The sequence below is a fragment of the Owariibacterium komagatae genome (assembly GCF_045865535.1).
GTDB classification, from domain to species: domain Bacteria; phylum Bacillota; class Clostridia; order Oscillospirales; family Ruminococcaceae; genus Ruthenibacterium; species Ruthenibacterium komagatae.
The window spans coordinates 1,539,563-1,556,143 of sequence record NZ_AP031406.1; the positions used below are offsets into that span (position 1 = coordinate 1,539,563).

Genomic DNA, 16,581 nt, shown 5'->3' on the forward strand with positions numbered 1-16,581 from the left:
AGCAAACGTTCTCAGTGCAGGCATTGTGAAAACCGTGCAAAAATCGTATAATCAAACCCAAAGGAGAGATTTATTATGGCAAAGCGTGTATTTGTGGTGGTCTTAGATTCCTTCGGCGTCGGACAGGCGCCGGACGCCGCCGACTTTGGCGACTGCGGCGCCAACACTCTGCGTTCCATCGCTCAAAATCAAAATTTCCACTGCCCCAATCTGACCCGCATGGGGCTGTTTAATCTGGACGGTGCAGATGCGCTTTTGCCAGACTCCGCCCCCATCGGTGCCTTTGCCCGTCTGCGGGAATGTTCCCGCGGAAAGGACACCACCATCGGCCACTGGGAGATTGCCGGGGTGGAGAGCACCACGCCTCTGCCCACCTACCCCAACGGCTTCCCGCCTGAAATCATTCGGGAATTTGAGCACATCACCGGCCGCGGTGTTCTGTGCAACAGGCCTTATTCCGGGACCCAGGTGCTGCGGGATTACGGCGAAGAACACCTGCGCACCGGAGCGCTGATCGTCTATACGTCGGCGGACTCCGTATTTCAGGTAGCGGCCCACGAATCGGTGGTCCCGGTGGAACAGCTGTACGAATATTGCCGTGCGGCCCGTGCCATGCTCACCGGAAAACACGGCGTGGGACGCGTCATCGCCCGCCCCTTTGAGGGAACCTGTGCCGAAGACTTTCGCCGCACAGCCCGCCGCCATGACTTCTCCCTGACACCGCCGGCCCCCACCATGCTGGACGTCCTATCCGGCGCAGGGCTGGATGTGCTGGCCGTGGGAAAAATCCGCGACATTTTTGCCGGGCGCGGTGTGACCGAACATTTTCCCACATCCGGAAACGCAGAGGGCGAGCAAACGCTGTTGCAGCTGGCACAGCGGGATTTTCACGGTCTTGCCTTTGTGAATCTGGTAGACTTCGACATGCTGTACGGTCACAGGCGCAACATCGACGGATATGCCCGGGCGGCTTCTGCCTTTGACCAAACGCTGGGGCAGCTGCTGCCCTTGCTGCGCGCCGACGACTTGCTGATGATCACTGCGGACCACGGCTGCGACCCCGGATTTCTCCGGTCCACCGACCACACCCGGGAATATGTGCCGCTGCTGATGTGCGGTGAAAGCGTTCGCGCAGGGCTGAACCTGGGCACGATAAACGGATTCGGCGCAGTGGCCGCCACCGTGTGCGGCTGGCTTGGCGTATCCGCCGAACTGCAAGGGGAAAACCTTTTGCCACGCATTCTCCAATAAACACAAACAAAAAGACGGGCAAAAAATTGCCCGTCTTTTTATTTTACTGTTTCGCCTCTTCCCGGTAATCTTTTTTCAGGGAAAAGCCTCTGCCCTTCACCTCGGTGACCCGGCTGATCACCAGAAAACTCTCGGGGTCGATGGCCCGGATGAGCTTTTCCACCCGGGGCAGCTCCCGGTTGGAAACAATGCTCAGAACGATCTGTGTTTTCTGGCGCAGATAGCCGCTTTCGCCCTCCAACAGTGTGACGCCCCGGTCCACCTGCGTGAGAATGGCCGCGCAGATCTCATCCGACTTCCGGCTGACCACCTTGATTTCGGTGCGGGCGGTGCCCATCAGCAGCATCTTGTCCAGCACGAGCGTATAAATTAATGTAAACAGTACGCCATACAGCAATTTTTCCGCCGGCTGGAACAATGTCTGTGAAAGCAGGATGCACACGTCGAACCCGTACAGACCCACGGAAACCGGCAGGCGGAACAGCCGGTTCAGAATCAGCGGCGGAATGTCCATGCCGCCGGTAGACGCACCCGCCCGAATGACCACGCCCAGGGCAACGCCGATGCCCAGCCCGCTGAACACCGTGCACAGGAGGATGTCATCGGTCAGCACAAAGTCGCCCAAAACCCGCTGCCAGAATTCCAGTGCCAGCGGGTACAGAAAGGTGCTGGCCAATGTAGTGACCGCAAATGCGCGTCCCAGCACACGCCAGCCCAGCACCAGCATGAGCACGTTGAACACCAGCACAAACGCGGAAAGCGGAACGCCCGTCAGATAATTGGCCGTCAGCCCCAGGCCTGTGGTGCCGCCCATGACCAGATTCGCGGGAAGGACGAACAATTTTACCGTCAGCGCGTACAAAAAGTTACCACCCAGAACGGCAGCCGCCGAGAGGATTCGTTTTTCCTGCGCCACAGAATATCACACCCCTTAAAAACAAAAAACGTCTGTCAGAAATTTTCCCTGACAAACGTGGATCGAGGCAATGCCTAATACAACGTTATTTTACCGGGGCGGCAGACGAATGTCAAGCGCCTTTTTCCGGGCGGCAAAATCTGCTATAATGGAAAAAACGCCAAGGGAGAGATTCCATGGAAGCGCGCTTCACCACGCTGCTGTTCGACGCGGACGACACACTGTTCGACACCACCCGCAACGAAGAACAGACCCTGGCCGCTCTGTTTCAGGAAAAAGGGCTGCCCTATGACGAGACGGTTCTGGCCCGGTACCGGGCCATCAGCCGCGAGATGTGGGGCGCTTTTGAGCAGGGCCGCCTGGAAAAGGCGCAGGTCCAGCATGGCCGCTTTGCCCGGCTGGCCCGGGAACTGGGCCTTTCGGTGGACACGTCGGACTTCTTCCCCTCTTTTCACCGACTGAGTCTGGAACGCCTGATTCTGGAGCCGCACGCGCTGGAGGTGTGCCGGGAACTGGCCCGCACCCGCCGGCTTTACGTCATCACCAACGGGACGGCAGCCATTCAGTGGCCCCGGCTGGAGCGCACGGGTCTGGCGCCTTTTTTCACCGATGTATTCGTATCGGAGACGCTGGGCGTTCAGAAGCCTCAGCCCGCTTACTTTGAACGGGTTCTGCAGGCGGCCGGTGCGCAGCCTGCCCACACGCTGGTGATTGGCGACTCTCTGACCAGCGACATCGCCGGCGCCAACCGCGCCGGGCTGCACTGCTGGTGGTACAATCGCGCCGGGGCTGCCAATCCGGGCACGGCAACGCCCGACCGGGAAATTCACGACTTGGCCGAACTGCTGTAGTGGCCGAAAGGAAGATTTGTATGGAAAAAGTATGGGATTGCATTGTGATCGGCGCAGGACCTGCGGGCCTGTCGGCAGCCGTCAATCTGCGCCAGCGCGGCAAGGAGCCGCTGGTACTGAGCGCCGGGGACAATCTGCTGCGCAAGGCCGAACGCGTGGACAACTATTTGGGAATGCCGGGTCTGACCGGCGGCGAGATGATGGACCGTTTCACCGACCATGCGCGGCAGCTGGGCGTGGAGGTGCGTTTGGCACAGGTGGGCAATGTCATGCCCTTGGGCGACACATTTCTGGTGAACGCAGGCGGCGAGATCCTCACCGCCCACAGTGTAATTCTGGCCTGCGGCGTGTCCAAGGCGCGGGCCGTTCCCGGTGAAGAAGAATTTTTGGGCAGAGGCGTCTCCTACTGCGCTACCTGTGACGGAATGCTTTACCGGGACCGGGATGTGGCCGTGTGGGGCCTTGGGCCCAACGCGCCCGAAGAGGCGGATTTTCTGGCATCCATCGGGTGCCGGGTGCACTATATCGCCGCCAAAAAGCCCCCTCATCTGGCGGACGGCATTCCATTCCTGGAAGGCCGTCTGGAAGCAGTGGAAGGCAGCCAAACCGTGGAGCGCGTTCGCGTCGGCGGTTCGATTGTGCCCGTGACAGGGGTGTTCATTCTGCGCGCATCGGTACCCGCAGGCGCCCTGGTACCGGGTTTGCCCCTGACCGAGGACGGTTACGTCCGTGTGGACCGGCGGCAGTGCACGGAGATTCCAGGGCTGTTCGCGGCCGGTGACATGGCCGGACAGCCGTTGCAGGTGGCCAAGGCCGTGGGAGAGGGATTGACCGCGGGGTTGGCCTGCGCCGAATACCTGGATGGCGCGAGTCGCTGATGCGTCTGCGCACAATGGCAAAGCCGGCCCGGCCGGCTGGAAAAAACTTTGGTTAAAAACACCTTTGCACAAAAAAGTGCAAACAGGTATTATAATAAGTACAACGTGTGGCATGTGACGGCGTAAATCCGGTTGCATGCCACACGTTTTTTATTTTTCACAACAGGAGGGTTTCCATGAAACGAATCAAAGCCGCGTGCCTTTGCCAGACACTGCATTTTCAACAGAAAGAAGACGTTCCGTATGAAGAAGCCGTCCGCCTGACCGACGGCGAAGTGGAGCATTACAAAAAAGCGCTGGAGCGCAGCCGGACCCAGTACCGCATTCTGGAACAAAGCCGCCAGGCAGACGGGTCTATTGTTTTGAAAATTCTCAAGCAATACAACCTGTGCCCTGTGGGCGACTATCTGAAATAAGCGCCGGGATAAGCGCGCGGCCGCCATGCGGCCGCACGCTTTCTTTTCGGAAAGGAGAACCAATTTCATGCAGGAACGATCAAACCGCTTTCTCGCGCAGGAACCAGTGGGAAAACTGATGGGAATGTACGCAATACCGTGTATTATCTCTCTTTTGGTTGCCGCACTGTACAACATTGTGGACCAAATTTTCATTGCAAACGCCACGTATCTCGGCTCGTACGGAAACGCCGCCAACACCGTCGTCTTTCCACTGACCGTGATTGCGCTGGCCATAGCCGTGCTGATCGGGGACGGCTGCTGCGCTTTTGTCAGCATTTGTCTGGGTTCGGGCGACCCGGAAAGCGCACATCGCAGCATCGGCAACGCCATTGTGCTGTGTGTTGCCGCCAGCGTCGTACTGACCGCGCTCTATCTGATTTTTCAACAACCTCTTCTGACTGTGTTCGGAGGCCAGATCAACGAAGAGACCTTCCGCCTGTCCCGGGAATATTTCTTCTTCATTTCTCTGGGCATTCCCTTCTATATGTTCGGGCAGGCCATGAACCCCATCATCCGGTCAGACGGAAGCCCCCGCTTTGCCATAGCATCCACACTGGCAGGCGCACTGGTGAACGTGGTGCTGGACCCCGTATTTATTTTTGTGTTTCGTTGGGGCATGGCAGGCGCCGCAGTTGCCACGGTGCTGGGGCAAATCTTAACGGCGGCTCTCGCCCTTTGGTATCTGCGCCGGATGAAGGCGGTGCACCTGAAAAAAAGCAGCTTCCGCATTCACCGCCGCCTTCTGGCGCGGTTTCTTCCGCTGGGCATATGCAGCCTTCTGTCACAAATCTCTCTGGTTGCCGCCATGGCCGCCATCAACAATATGATCCGTACCTACGGCGCACTGGACCCGATTTTCGGGCAGGCCGAGTATGCGCAGATTCCCATGGCCGTCGTCGGCATTGTAATGAAATTTTTCCAAATCGTCATCTCCATCGCCGTGGGACTGGCGGCCGGCTGCATTCCCATTGTGGGCTATAACATCGGCGCCGGCCTCAAAGCACGGGCGCGCCGCCTGTTTACGCTGCTTCTCAGCGCGGAAGCGGCCGTCGGTGCCGTAGCGCTGCTGATTGTGGAAGTGTTTCCCCGTCCGCTGATCTTTCTGTTCGGCGCGGCGGACGAAAGTGTTTATTACACCGATTTTGCCGTACACTCGTTCCGCATTTATCTGTGCATGATGATTCTGGCCTGCGTGAACAAAGGCGCGTTCATCTATTTGCAGGCACTGGGGAAAGCGCGGGAATCCACTCTTTTGTCCACCGTGCGCGAAGTGGTGTTCGGTGTGGGCTTTGCCCTGCTTTTACCGGTCTTTTTCGGGCTGGACGGTGTTTTGTACTCCATGCCGGTGTCCGATGTGCTGACCTTTGTGCTCGCTGTTTTTCTGATCCGCTCCACTTACAAAAGCCTTCGCACCTGAACAAAAAAGCGCGAAGCACCTGCAGGTGCTTCGCGCGCAAAGAAGACCGCGGCACGGCAGAAGGAGAGACCGACTCCGCAGATCTGAAAAAAGCCTCAGAGGGCGGCCACCTCTTTGGTGACCAACACGTCCACCCCAAGCCCCAGCACATTGGGCAGCGCTACCTGTCCCACGTGCACCGGCGCTTTCAGGCGAAGCGGACGAATGGCGTTCATCACGTCAAAAATGCGGTCCTTGGGAATCGGGCCGGACAGCCGGACGCTGACCAGCGGAAGCTGGCCGCCTTCCAGCAAAACCGAAGTGGCAATGTTCCGGCGCGGGTCCGTCAGTTCCTGGGTGACGTACTCCTTGCCGCGGGGGCACAGCGCGCCCTCGATGTCGCAGATTTCTCCGTTTTCCAGCTTTGCCGTAATCTCACAGCCGTTGGGGCAGATGATACAGGTATACGTTCTCAACATTGTACACTCACCTCCAAATCGGCTCCTTCCTGCAGATCTTCCGCCTTCAGGGGAACCTGGATCATCTCCGCAGGAAGCGCCTTGCGCATTTTCATCTTCTTAACGGTCCGGCCATCCTGGCGGACCTCCAGCACACAGTTTTTCATGGGGGTGCGCACACGCAGAGACAGTGTCACATCCTCTGCACCGCTGACGGTGTGGGGCAGCACATGGCCCACGCCCGCGCCCGCCCGAACGCAGCTTTCGCAGCGCGGCAGGCCGCCTTCGGCCAGATAGCGGGCCACGCCCTCGGCCAGGTGCTCTGCTTCCAGAGACACAAAGTCCACCACGTCATGAACATGCAGCACGTTGCCGGCGGCGAAAATGCCGGGCACGCTGGTTTGCAGGTACTGGTCCACCACCGCGCCGCGGGTGCGCGGGTCCAGAAGAACGCCCGCATCCAGAGAAAGCTCGTTTTCCGGCAAAAGGCCCACCGAGAGGATCAGGGTATCGCAGTCGATGCGCTCCTCGGTTCCGGGAATCGGGCGGCAGCGCTCATCCACCGCGCTGACCGTGACGCCTGTGAGCCGGGCGTTGCCATGGATCTCCGTGACCGTGTGGGACAAATGCAGAGGAATGTGGTAATCGTTCAGGCACTGTTCAATGTTGCGGGGCAGGCCGTTGGCATAGGGCTGGATCTCGTACACGCCCAGCACCTGCGCGCCTTCCAGCGTCATGCGGCGGGCCATGATGAGGCCAATATCGCCCGAGCCCAGGATGACCACCCGCTTGCCCACCATGGTGTTGTACAGGTTCATGTAGGCCTGTGCCACGCCGGCGGTAAACACGCCGGTGGGCCGCTCGCCGGGAATGGCCAGCGCGCCCCGGGTCCTCTCCCGGCAGCCCATGGCCAGAACCACTGCCCCGGCCTTGTACTGCGCCAGTCCGTCGCGGCTGGCCGTGGTGACCAGCCGGTCGCCGGACACTTGCAGGACCGTGGTGTCGGGCACAATTTCAATGCCCAGCTGCTGTGCCTGGCTCAAAAAGCGCTGGGCGTACTCCGGTCCGCTCAGGGTCTCGCCGAAGCGGGTCAGGCCGAAGCCGTCGTGAATGCACTGGCGCAGAATTCCGCCAGGCTGTTTTTCGCGTTCCACCACAAGAATATCGCGCACACCCAATTGGTGCAGCTTGACCGCCGCCGCCAGTCCGGCGGGGCCGCCGCCCACGATGACGACGTCTTTGTTCTCACATTTCATTGCTCGCGCACCCTCCCTGTGAACGGATGAGAGCCGGGCCGGTTGTACAGCACATCGGTGGGCTGCAGCCCAAGCTCCTCCTCAATCATTTGCGCCATGCGCATCTGGCAGTATCCGCCCTGGCAGCGCCCCATCATGCAGCGGGTGCGGTATTTTACCGCCACCATGGTGTGCACACCCAGAGGGTTGTGAATGGCCTGCAGCAGTTCGGCACGGGTCACTTTTTCGCACCGGCAAATCAACTCGCCATAGTTGGGGTCCTGGGCGATCAGCTGTGCTTTCACCTCATCCGACTGCTCGGCAAAGCGCACAATGCCCTTTCGGCGCGGATTGAAATCGGGATTTTCCGGCAGATCCGCCTTCTGCCGAATCAGGTTGATCACATACCGGGCAATGGGCAGCGCGGCCGTCAGCCCCGGCGACTCGATGCCGATCAGGTTGACGGCATTGGGCGCTTCGGGCCGCATCTCGATGGTGAAGTCGTGAATGGTGCCGTCCGCGTCCACCCATTTGGACAGAATGCCGGAATAGTTGCGAATGTAATCTTCCCGGCGGATGCAGGGCCACAGCGTATTGGCACTCTCCGCCAGAGATTCGATGCTCGTGGCGGGCACACCATAATAATCAAAATCGTCCACGTATTCGGCGTTGGGGCCGACGGTGACGTTTCCGTCCACCGTGGGAGTCACGTGAATCCCCATGTATGTGTTGCTGGGAACCGGATAGACCGGCATGGGAAGCAGCGGGCCCACCCGCTTGTCCAAAATGATGTAATCGCCTTTGGAGCCGCGGATGCTGTAACCGTGAATGCCCAGCATATCGCTGATTTTTCCGCAGCCGAGGCCGGCACTGTTGATGACCCAGCGGCTGGTGAACTCTCCCTGCTTGGTGGTCAGGTGATAAATGCCGTCTTCCCGGCGAATGGCCGTGACTTCGGCGTCAAAAAAGAAGCGTGCTCCGTTCTGAACAGCGTTCTCTGCCAGCGCCACAGTATACAGGAAGGGGTCCATGATGCCGCTGGTGGGAGACCAGAGCGCGAACTCGCCCACCACGGACGGCACCAGCTGATGCAGGCGCTCCTTGTCGATGATCTCCAGATTGCGGGCGCCGTTGATGCGTCCGGTCTCCAGTGTGCGGCGCAGGCTGGCCATGTCCTCGGGCGTGTTGCCCACCAGCACCTTGCCCGTGCGTTTGAACGGCACGTCCAGCTCCTCTGCCACCTGGTCGAATTCGGCGTTGCCCTCCACGCACAATTTCGCCTTCAGCGTGCCCGGATCGTAGGCAAAGCCGCCGTGCAGCACCGCCGAGTTGCGGCCGCTGGCCTCATACGCCACATCCAGGTTCTTCTCCAGCAGGCCCACTTTCCAGCGGGTGCGGGTCAATTCCCGGGCGATGGCGCAGCCCACCACACCGCCGCCGATCACCAATACGTCGAATTGGGATTCCATGGAATATCCCTCCAAAATCATAGGATGTATTTTATTTTTATTTTAACGCAAATCCCTTTTTCGTCAATAGATTTCCCTTAAAAAAGAAGAAATCAGCGTTTCTCCCAAGAGAAACACTGATTTCTTGTATAAATTTCATGGGATGAATTAGACGGAATCCGAATCCTTTGTACGCCGGTAGGAATTGTACAGCAGATGATACAGCATGGCCTGCTGCGCGTCCGCCTCATGGCGCAGGCGAATGGCCTGAAGAATGCGGCGGTGAGAGCGCACCGTCTGTACGCACTCCTGTTCCGTCTCGGACGCATACACACTGACGCCCCGGGTGATCACGGGGATCAGATTGGACATCACGCTGTTGTGCGTGCAGCGGGCAATGATGGTGTGGAACACCTGGTCCGCCGCGGTAAAGTCCTGTCCCTCCCGGATGCACTGCTCCACGGCGGCACAGGCCTGCTCCAACTCCGTCAGTTCCTGTTCGGTGGCATTGCGCGCCGCCAGCGCCGCAATGGACGGTTCAATGATGCAGCGAATCTCCATCAATTCATCGGTCAGGCGCCGCCGGTCCGACACCAGCGTAAAGCCCAGCGGATCGTCGGAAACGCCCATTTTCTCGCACACAAACGTGCCTGCTCCCTGCCGGATCTCCAGAATGTTGCGGCTGGCCAGCATCCGCACTGCTTCGCGCAGTGTGTTGCGGCCCACACCCAGCATCCGCGCCAGCTCATATTCCGTGGGTATTTTTGCGCCCGGGGCGAGCTGCTGCTCCCGGATATACTGCACCAGCTTTTCTGCGGTGCTGTGCGCCAGCGTTTTTGTCTCCATGCACGGACCCCTTTCCCGGCCGCAAACGGCCACTTTCTATTCAGCATAACGGAAAGCCGGGCCGACCGTCAAGTGCGCTTTGCCCGTCGGGGCAAAAGCGTCAGCGTAAGCACCAGTGCCAGCAGCGCCACCACGCTCATCACGCGGAAGGCGGCGGGCAGGCTCAACCCGTCGGTGAGCATTCCCATCAGAATCGGGCCGGCGGTCATGCCCAGACCGTAGATCGCCTGAAAAAAGCCCATGGCGGTGGAACGGCGGCCGGGGCCCACATTCTGCACGCAAACCCCCAGCAGCACGGACATGGTAAGGGTGTTGCTCACGCCCGCCAGCGCCTGCAGCACATAGACCCACTCCATGGCGGGCGCCCAGGGGAGCACCACGCAGTAAATTGCCGTCAAGCCGAAGCCCACCGCTAAAAGGGACCGGGCGCCGAAGCGGCTCAGCCACTTGCTGGCCACCAGGTAATTGGATGCAACCAGCGGCACCATCATCACAATGCTCATCAGGCTCAGCTGTGCGGCCTGTGCGCCGATGTCTACCGCGTAATTGGTGACAAACCCGCTGTAAGTGGAAAATGCCACCACCTGGGTGAGCACCGCCAGCAGCGTGCACGCCAGCAAATTCCGGTCCCGCAGAAGGCCGGGCACTTCCTGCAGACGGACCGGCGCACCTGCCGGAGCGCTGTTGCGCACAAACAGGCACAGCACCGCTGCCGCCAACCCCGCCAGACCCGCCAGGAAAAAGCTGCTGCGCTCTCCCAAACGTCCCACCAGTGCCGCCACCAGCACAAAGCAGAGCAGACGTCCCGCCTGATTGGCCACATTCAGCATATTGATGGCCTGAGGCCCTTTTTCCGCCGGAAAATAGCTGCTGTACAGCACCGTGAAAGCCACCCATGTGGCCGCGGCAAAGCCGCCCAGTGCGCGGAAAACCAGAAAACCGGCCGGCGTGTAACGAAAATACATGCCGAACCCGGACAGGGATGACAGAAGGCAGCCCGCCAGAATAAATGTTTTGTGGCAGCGGAACCGGTCGGCCGCAATGCCCAGCGGCAGACGGGACAGCAGCTGCGTGAAACCGTAGCCCCCGCCCACCAGGCCGATGAAGGTGGCGCTGGCGCCCATGGCCTGCAGTTCCGGGTTCAGATAAGGGGTGTAGGCGTACTGAGAAAACCAAAACAGAAACGTGACGCAGAACAACGCCCGCGCCGCTGTGCGATATCGGTCCACAACGAAGACTCCCTTTCGTGCGCCTTTCTGCGGCGCGTATTGCCGGAACCCGGCTGGTAAAAGAGCAGAGGCGGTCCGGACAGTGCCGGACCGCCTCTGGGCTGCAAAAGGAAAGCAATGCTTCAATACAGACGTTACAGCTCCACACGGATGCCCTCGCCGTCGGACAGATAGGCTGCGTACACCGCCTGGATGGTGTCGTACGCAAGGCGGAAGCCGGACTGCGGCTCACGGCCCGTGGCAACGCACTCCATAAAGTCCTGCAGCTCGCCCACATAGCCGCGGGCGATCTCCTCGTCTACAAAGACATTCTGCCAGCCTGCTTTTGTCTCTACCTTCTCGGTGATGTACACATCTTCCAGACCCTGCTCGCTGACATGATAGGCCATCATGGCGTTGTTGGGCGCGATGTTGGGCTGATAGGAACCCTCGTTGGTATACACTTCCACCAGGTTGCGCACACCACCCAGGATCATGTCGCCGGCCACAATGTTGGCTTTGGTGCCGTCGCTGAAGGTCAGCACCACGTTGGCCTGATCCTCCACGTCCACCGGACGGGACAAAATGAAGCGTTTCTCCTCTTCGCTCAGGCAGTTCTGGGTCACGCCCATGTCGCCGGTCACGCTCTTGATGGAGATCTCCTCACCGCGGATGGCAGCCTCCTGATGTTTCAGATAGATGACGGCGCTCAGCGGATGGCAGCCCTGACGGATGAAGGAGCCGCCGCCGTTATACTTCCAGTACGCGGCATGGTGCGCATGGGAGCCGCAATGGCTCTCCTCGCCCTTCATGTACAAAATCTTGCTCTTTTTGGCCCGCAGAAACTCCAGCGTTTTCTGGATGGACGGCGCGTACACGAAGTTTTCCGCATACATGAACAGCTTGTCACTGCTCTCCACCACCTTTTTCAGGTCGTTCAGCTCTTCCATCACTTTTTCGTACATGACACGCTTGTCGGACTCGCCCACATGGTCATTGTCAGCGCCCTTTTCTCCGAAATAACCGGACAGGGGTTTTTCGCAGATCACGTGCTTGCCCGCGGCCAGCGCCTGTTTGATCATGGGCACATGCAGGTGCGGCGGCGTGCAGATATCCACTACGTCGATATCCGGGTCCTTGAGCATCTCCGCATAATCGCTGTAGATTTTGGGGATGTTGTATTTTTTTGCAAAATCATGGATGGTGTCCTCTACGGAAGCCACCGCTTCCATTTTGACGTCCAGACCATATACTTTCTGATAAGCGTCGCCGTGCAGGGTGGCGGAAAAACCGCTGCCCACCAGACCCACGGAAATATGCTTCATCACTCTTCACTTCCTTTTTTCTTTTTAAACAGCAGCTTGAACACGCCCATCTGAGACAGGATCAGACCGATGACCACAATCACAAAGAACAGGCTGATGGGACGCGTAAAGAAGGGTGCTACGCTGCCGCCGCTCAGGGTGAGGGCGCGGCGCAGGTTGGAGTCGGCCATGGTTCCCAGTACCAGGCCCAGCATGAAGGGCGCGGCGGGGAAGCGCATCTTCGCAAGGAAGTAGCCCACGATGCCGAAGATGAACATGCACGTTATGTCGAACATATAGTTGCGGACCACGTAGCTGCCCACGACGCACAGCGCCAGAATAATGGGCATGAGGATCTCGCGCTTGATGCTCAGAACGCGCACCGTAAATTTGGCAATGAGCATGGCCAGCAGCCACATGGCAAAGCTGGCGAACGTCATGTACACGCACAGCTTATACAGCAGCTCGGGCGTCTCGCTCATCAGCATGGGGCCGGGACGGTAGCCGTGCAGCTGGAAGGCCGCCAGCAGCACCGCGGCGCTGGTGGAGCCAGGAACAGCCAAACTCAGCACAGGAATAATTGCACCACCAATGCAGGAGTTGTTGCCCGTCTCACAGGAGATCACGCCGTTGGGGTTGCCCTTGCCGAAGGTCTCTTTTTCGGCCTTATCCTTGGTGGAAGCTTTTTCCGCCCAGTAGGACAGCCAGCCGCCGATGTCCTCGCCTACGCCGGGGATGATGCCAACGCCCGCGCCGATCAAAGCAGAGCGCAGAATGTTCAGTTTGTTGCGCATGAGAATTTTAAAACCGGTTTTCATCTCAAAGCCGCTCATCTTGGAGACTTTCTGCTCGGAATCCAGGTTGAACATGTTCAACAATTCGGGGAAGCCGAACAGGCCGATCATGACAGGGATCAGCTGGATGCCGCCGCGCAGCGAAGTGCTGCCGAAGGCAAACCGCGGATATGCATTGATGGGATCCAGGCCGATCATGGCGACCATCAGGCCCAGGATGCCCGAGATCCAGCCGCGCAGCGGATGGCCGTTGGAGGTGATGTTGCCGCAGATGATAATGCCGAACAAAGCCAGCATGAAGTATTCATATGTACCGAATTTCAGCGCCAGAGAGCTGAGCACAGGCGTCAGGAACAGCAACAGAACCACGCTGATGAGCGTGCCCAGGAACGACGCGGAAGTTGCCAGGAAAATGGCCAGGCCGCCCTTGCCTTTGCGGCCCATGGGGAAGCCGTCCATCGCGGTGGCCGCGCTGGCCGGTGTGCCCGGGATGTTCAGAAGAATGGCGGACTGACAGCCGCCGGAAATAGCGCCCACGTACACGGCGATCAGAATGACCAGAGCGGTCTCGGTGGGAAGGCCAAAGGAAAGGCCGGTCAGCAAAGCCACGGCCATGGTGCTGGTCAGACCCGGCAGCATGCCGACGATCAGACCAAGAAACGTCGCCGCAAACAGGCAAACAATGTTCAGCGGGGTGCAGATCAGGGAAAGCGCTTCTAAAATATAGGTACCCATCTTTTACTTTCCCTCCTTTACGGCAGACGTACATGGAACGCGTACTGGAACACGCCCACGATCAGTGCAACGGTGAGAACCGCAATCAACACAGCCCGAACCGGCTTGGTCGAATGCAGGTAGAAGAACAAGAACAGCAGCATGATCAGCGTAGCCAGCCAGTACGGCAGGAACGCCATCAGCACACAGGTGTACACGAACATGATCAGCATGCCCAGCACGGTGTTGCGGGTCTGTTTGCTGTGGAGTGTCTCATGCCACCAGTCTTTCAGCTGGGCCAGCGTGGTTTTCAGGCCGGTCGCCCGCAGGCTTTCAGCCAGAAGAAGAATTGCGGACAAAATCAGCGCGCCGCCCAGAAGCCCCGGCATGAAGCCGGGCGAAACGATAAATGCCGTTCCGGTTTCGATGGTGATGAAAATGCTGTAGGCGAGCACAAACACGCCCAGCACGATCAGGATCAGAGAGACCAGAAAATCGAGGTATTTCTTGTCGTCCATAAGCATTCCTTCCCTCTATGCAAAACTGCACAGAAAATTGCTCAACAAAGGTTCAAAAAGAGCCGCCTTGCCGCGAAGCAGCAAGGCGGCGGTTCATGCAAACATGCAAGCAGACAACGCGGCTGTTATTCCGCAACGCGCTCGATGCCGAACTCCTCAGGGCTCACAGTAACTGTGCCGCCGTCATACAGCGTCCAGTCAACCAGAGAAGCCAGATGTCCAACATACTCCTGGCTGGTGTCGCTGCCGTTGTAGGTAACGACCATGCCTTTGTCCGCGCAGAAGGTCTGGAACGCTTCGCTCTCGGCCACGCCGGGCATCACTTCGTCCAGCTTGTCGATGATGGCCTGATCCACACCGGAAGGAACACACAGAGCAATGGTCTCGCCCATGGGAACCACGTTCTCCATATCAGGCACAGCGCTCAGGATGGAGGGGATGGTGATGTCGCCGATGACCAGGTCTTCGTCGCTCAGAACGGCCAGGCACTTCAGATCGCCGGATTTCACATAGTCCACGACCTCGGTGATCAGCTGGCAGTTGGCGTCGACCTCACCGGAGATGGTCGCCACGATGCAGTTGGAACCGGAGTCATAGGGAACATGGTTGTACTCGAAGCCGGCGCCGTTGGCCAGGATCTCGCAGCCGGTGTGTCCGCCGGAGCCAGTGCCCGCAGAACCGAAGGTCAGGGTCTCTTCTTTCGCAGCAGCGATCAGATCTTCGATGGTGTTGTAGGGAGAGTTGCCGGGGACCACAACTACGTTGGGCGCGTACGCCATGGTGTAGAAGGTCCAGTCACGGTAAGTCACATCGGTGTAGCCGTAGCAGGGATAAGTAACCATGGCCTGCAGACCGGCGCCCAGCAGGTTGTAGCCGTCTTTCGGGCCGTCCTGCACAGCGATGGTACCCACGGAACCGGCAGCGCCGGCGGTGTTGCCGATGGTGATGTTCACGCCCAGCGCTTTGGCCAGCTCATCGGAGAACGCACGCACGGTCAGGTCGGTCACTCCGCCCGGATTCCAGGGCACCGTCATGGTGATGTCATACTCGGGCCAATCGGTCTCCGTGGTAGCTGCCGCGGACGTGGAGCTGGTCTCAGCCGTGGAAGCTGCCGCGGAACTGCTGGTCGCCTCACTGCCGGAAGAGCAGCTGCCCAGCAGCGCCAGCGCCAGAGACAGCGCCAATGCGACGGATGCGAATTTTTTCATAATTTTTCCTCCTTTTTGCCATCCGGATCGTCCGGACGTATGAACTTGATCGAACTGCCTTCCACAAACGTGCCCGGGAACATCCTGCGCACAGTGGACGGCACTGTTTTTCCATTGGTGGCACTGGAAATGCGTTCGAACAAAACCTGCGCCGCTGTCTCTCCAACCTTTGCGGCCGGAAGTTCCATGTGCGCCAGCGGCGGCGAGTAAAGCGAAACCCAGTCCGGGTCACCAATGACAAAAACCGAAAGGTCCTCGGGAATGCGGACCCCGTGTTCCCGAAGCACCGGCAGACCGCCCTGGGCATAGAAATGATACCCATATACCACAGCGGTTGCCTGCGGAAGCGTATCGAGCATCCGGCGGGTCATCCGGCATCCTGCCTCCGGGCTGAAGGGCCCCTGCAGCACATATTCCGGACGATACGGGATATCCGCTTCCTGTAAAGCGGCCTGATACCCGCGCAGACGTTCCTGCAAACTGACCACCCGGGCCTCCCAGGTGAGAAAGGCGATGTTTCGGTGTCCCTTCTCGATCAGGTACCTGGTCGACCGATAGGCCAAATCAAAGTTATCGATCAAAATGTAATCGTAGATCTCATATCCATAATCCAGCATGGGGCGCTCAGCGATCACCGTGGGCACTCCGATGCGGCGGATCAGCTCATAATTCTGCGTGCTGCGTTCGCTGGGGATCAGAATAATGCCGTCCACCCGCTGCTGAATCAGGCTCTCCAGCACCTCGCGTTCCCGGTCAGGGTCGTCGAAGGTATTGCACATGGTGACCACATATCCCTGCGCCCGCGCCACCTGTTCCACCGCCAGCACCAACCGGCTGAAGAAAATGTTGGTGAACTGCGGTACTGTGATGGCGATGACGCCGCGGCTCTTTCCTTTCAGGCCGCTGGCCAGCGCACTTTTCACATAGTTCAGTTCCTGTGCCGCCGTCAGAACACGCTGGCGAAGTTCATCGCTCACATAGCGGTCCTGCACACCGTTGAGAATGTACGAAACGGTGGCCGTGGAGGTGTGCGCACGCCGGGCCACATCCTTCAGTGTGGTGTATTGCTTGCCCATTTTTTCCACCCTTGCTCTTTTC

General features: G+C 59.1%; 16 protein-coding genes. 5 read left to right on the forward strand and 11 right to left on the reverse strand.

The window, feature by feature from the left end; all coding sequences use genetic code 11:
• Positions 1–75 precede the first annotated feature (75 nt).
• Positions 76–1,251, forward strand: coding sequence for a phosphopentomutase (locus ACKTS9_RS07600; RefSeq protein ID WP_349215144.1), 1,176 nt, complete (start codon positions 76–78; stop codon positions 1,249–1,251).
• Between the two features lie 43 nt (positions 1,252–1,294).
• Here the strand turns inward: ACKTS9_RS07600 and ACKTS9_RS07605 are convergent, their stop codons facing one another.
• Positions 1,295–2,167: a YitT family protein gene (locus ACKTS9_RS07605; RefSeq protein WP_407879940.1), complete on the reverse strand. Its 873-nt coding sequence runs from the start codon at positions 2,165–2,167 to the stop codon at positions 1,295–1,297.
• A 176-nt stretch (positions 2,168–2,343) separates the two neighbouring features.
• Here ACKTS9_RS07605 and ACKTS9_RS07610 point away from each other — a divergent pair, with 176 nt between their 5' ends.
• The 4 genes from ACKTS9_RS07610 (at position 2,344) to ACKTS9_RS07625 (ending at position 5,771) form a co-directional block, all read left to right on the forward strand.
• Entirely contained in the window at positions 2,344–3,018 is a 675-nt protein-coding gene (locus tag ACKTS9_RS07610; RefSeq protein WP_407879942.1) for a YjjG family noncanonical pyrimidine nucleotidase, read from the forward strand.
• A 20-nt stretch (positions 3,019–3,038) separates the two neighbouring features.
• On the forward strand, positions 3,039–3,896 hold the full coding sequence (locus ACKTS9_RS07615; protein ID WP_407879944.1) for an NAD(P)/FAD-dependent oxidoreductase: 858 nt from the start codon (positions 3,039–3,041) through the stop codon (positions 3,894–3,896).
• A 176-nt stretch (positions 3,897–4,072) separates the two neighbouring features.
• Positions 4,073–4,312: a hypothetical protein gene (locus ACKTS9_RS07620; protein ID WP_349215140.1), complete on the forward strand. Its 240-nt coding sequence runs from the start codon at positions 4,073–4,075 to the stop codon at positions 4,310–4,312.
• 67 nt (positions 4,313–4,379) lie between these two features.
• Positions 4,380–5,771, forward strand: a complete 1,392-nt coding sequence (locus tag ACKTS9_RS07625; RefSeq protein ID WP_407879946.1) for an MATE family efflux transporter — start codon at positions 4,380–4,382, stop codon at positions 5,769–5,771.
• Positions 5,772–5,866: 95 nt separating this feature from the next.
• On the opposite strand, the gene ACKTS9_RS07630 is transcribed toward ACKTS9_RS07625, so the two are convergent.
• The 10 genes from ACKTS9_RS07630 to ACKTS9_RS07675 form a co-directional block, all read right to left on the reverse strand.
• Positions 5,867–6,229, reverse strand: a complete 363-nt coding sequence (locus ACKTS9_RS07630; protein WP_349217116.1) for a DUF1667 domain-containing protein — start codon at positions 6,227–6,229, stop codon at positions 5,867–5,869.
• Positions 6,223–7,464 (reverse strand): NAD(P)/FAD-dependent oxidoreductase, encoded by a 1,242-nt coding sequence (locus tag ACKTS9_RS07635; RefSeq protein WP_349217115.1) that lies wholly within the window; start codon positions 7,462–7,464, stop codon positions 6,223–6,225. Before ACKTS9_RS07635 ends, ACKTS9_RS07630 begins: the two co-directional genes overlap by 7 nt.
• Positions 7,461–8,912: an NAD(P)/FAD-dependent oxidoreductase gene (locus ACKTS9_RS07640; RefSeq protein WP_349217114.1), complete on the reverse strand. Its 1,452-nt coding sequence runs from the start codon at positions 8,910–8,912 to the stop codon at positions 7,461–7,463. The genes ACKTS9_RS07635 and ACKTS9_RS07640 overlap by 4 nt, the downstream gene beginning before the upstream one ends.
• Positions 8,913–9,059: 147 nt before the next feature.
• Positions 9,060–9,737: a FadR/GntR family transcriptional regulator gene (locus tag ACKTS9_RS07645; RefSeq protein ID WP_349217113.1), complete on the reverse strand. Its 678-nt coding sequence runs from the start codon at positions 9,735–9,737 to the stop codon at positions 9,060–9,062.
• A 68-nt stretch (positions 9,738–9,805) separates the two neighbouring features.
• Complete coding sequence (locus ACKTS9_RS07650) at positions 9,806–10,966, reverse strand: MFS transporter (protein ID WP_349217112.1); 1,161 nt, start codon at positions 10,964–10,966, stop codon at positions 9,806–9,808.
• 134 nt (positions 10,967–11,100) lie between these two features.
• Complete coding sequence (locus ACKTS9_RS07655; RefSeq protein ID WP_407879951.1) at positions 11,101–12,270, reverse strand: Gfo/Idh/MocA family protein; 1,170 nt, start codon at positions 12,268–12,270, stop codon at positions 11,101–11,103.
• Positions 12,270–13,778, reverse strand: a complete 1,509-nt coding sequence (locus tag ACKTS9_RS07660) for a tripartite tricarboxylate transporter permease (protein ID WP_407879953.1) — start codon at positions 13,776–13,778, stop codon at positions 12,270–12,272. Before ACKTS9_RS07660 ends, ACKTS9_RS07655 begins: the two co-directional genes overlap by 1 nt.
• A gap of 17 nt (positions 13,779–13,795) precedes the next feature.
• Complete coding sequence (locus ACKTS9_RS07665) at positions 13,796–14,275, reverse strand: tripartite tricarboxylate transporter TctB family protein (RefSeq protein ID WP_349217109.1); 480 nt, start codon at positions 14,273–14,275, stop codon at positions 13,796–13,798.
• A gap of 125 nt (positions 14,276–14,400) precedes the next feature.
• The gene (locus ACKTS9_RS07670; protein WP_349217108.1) at positions 14,401–15,483 is read right to left on the reverse strand and encodes a Bug family tripartite tricarboxylate transporter substrate binding protein; all 1,083 of its coding nucleotides are present in this window, start codon (positions 15,481–15,483) and stop codon (positions 14,401–14,403) included.
• Positions 15,480–16,559 (reverse strand): LacI family DNA-binding transcriptional regulator, encoded by a 1,080-nt coding sequence (locus ACKTS9_RS07675; protein ID WP_407879955.1) that lies wholly within the window; start codon positions 16,557–16,559, stop codon positions 15,480–15,482. The genes ACKTS9_RS07670 and ACKTS9_RS07675 overlap by 4 nt, the downstream gene beginning before the upstream one ends.
• Positions 16,560–16,581 lie beyond the last annotated feature (22 nt).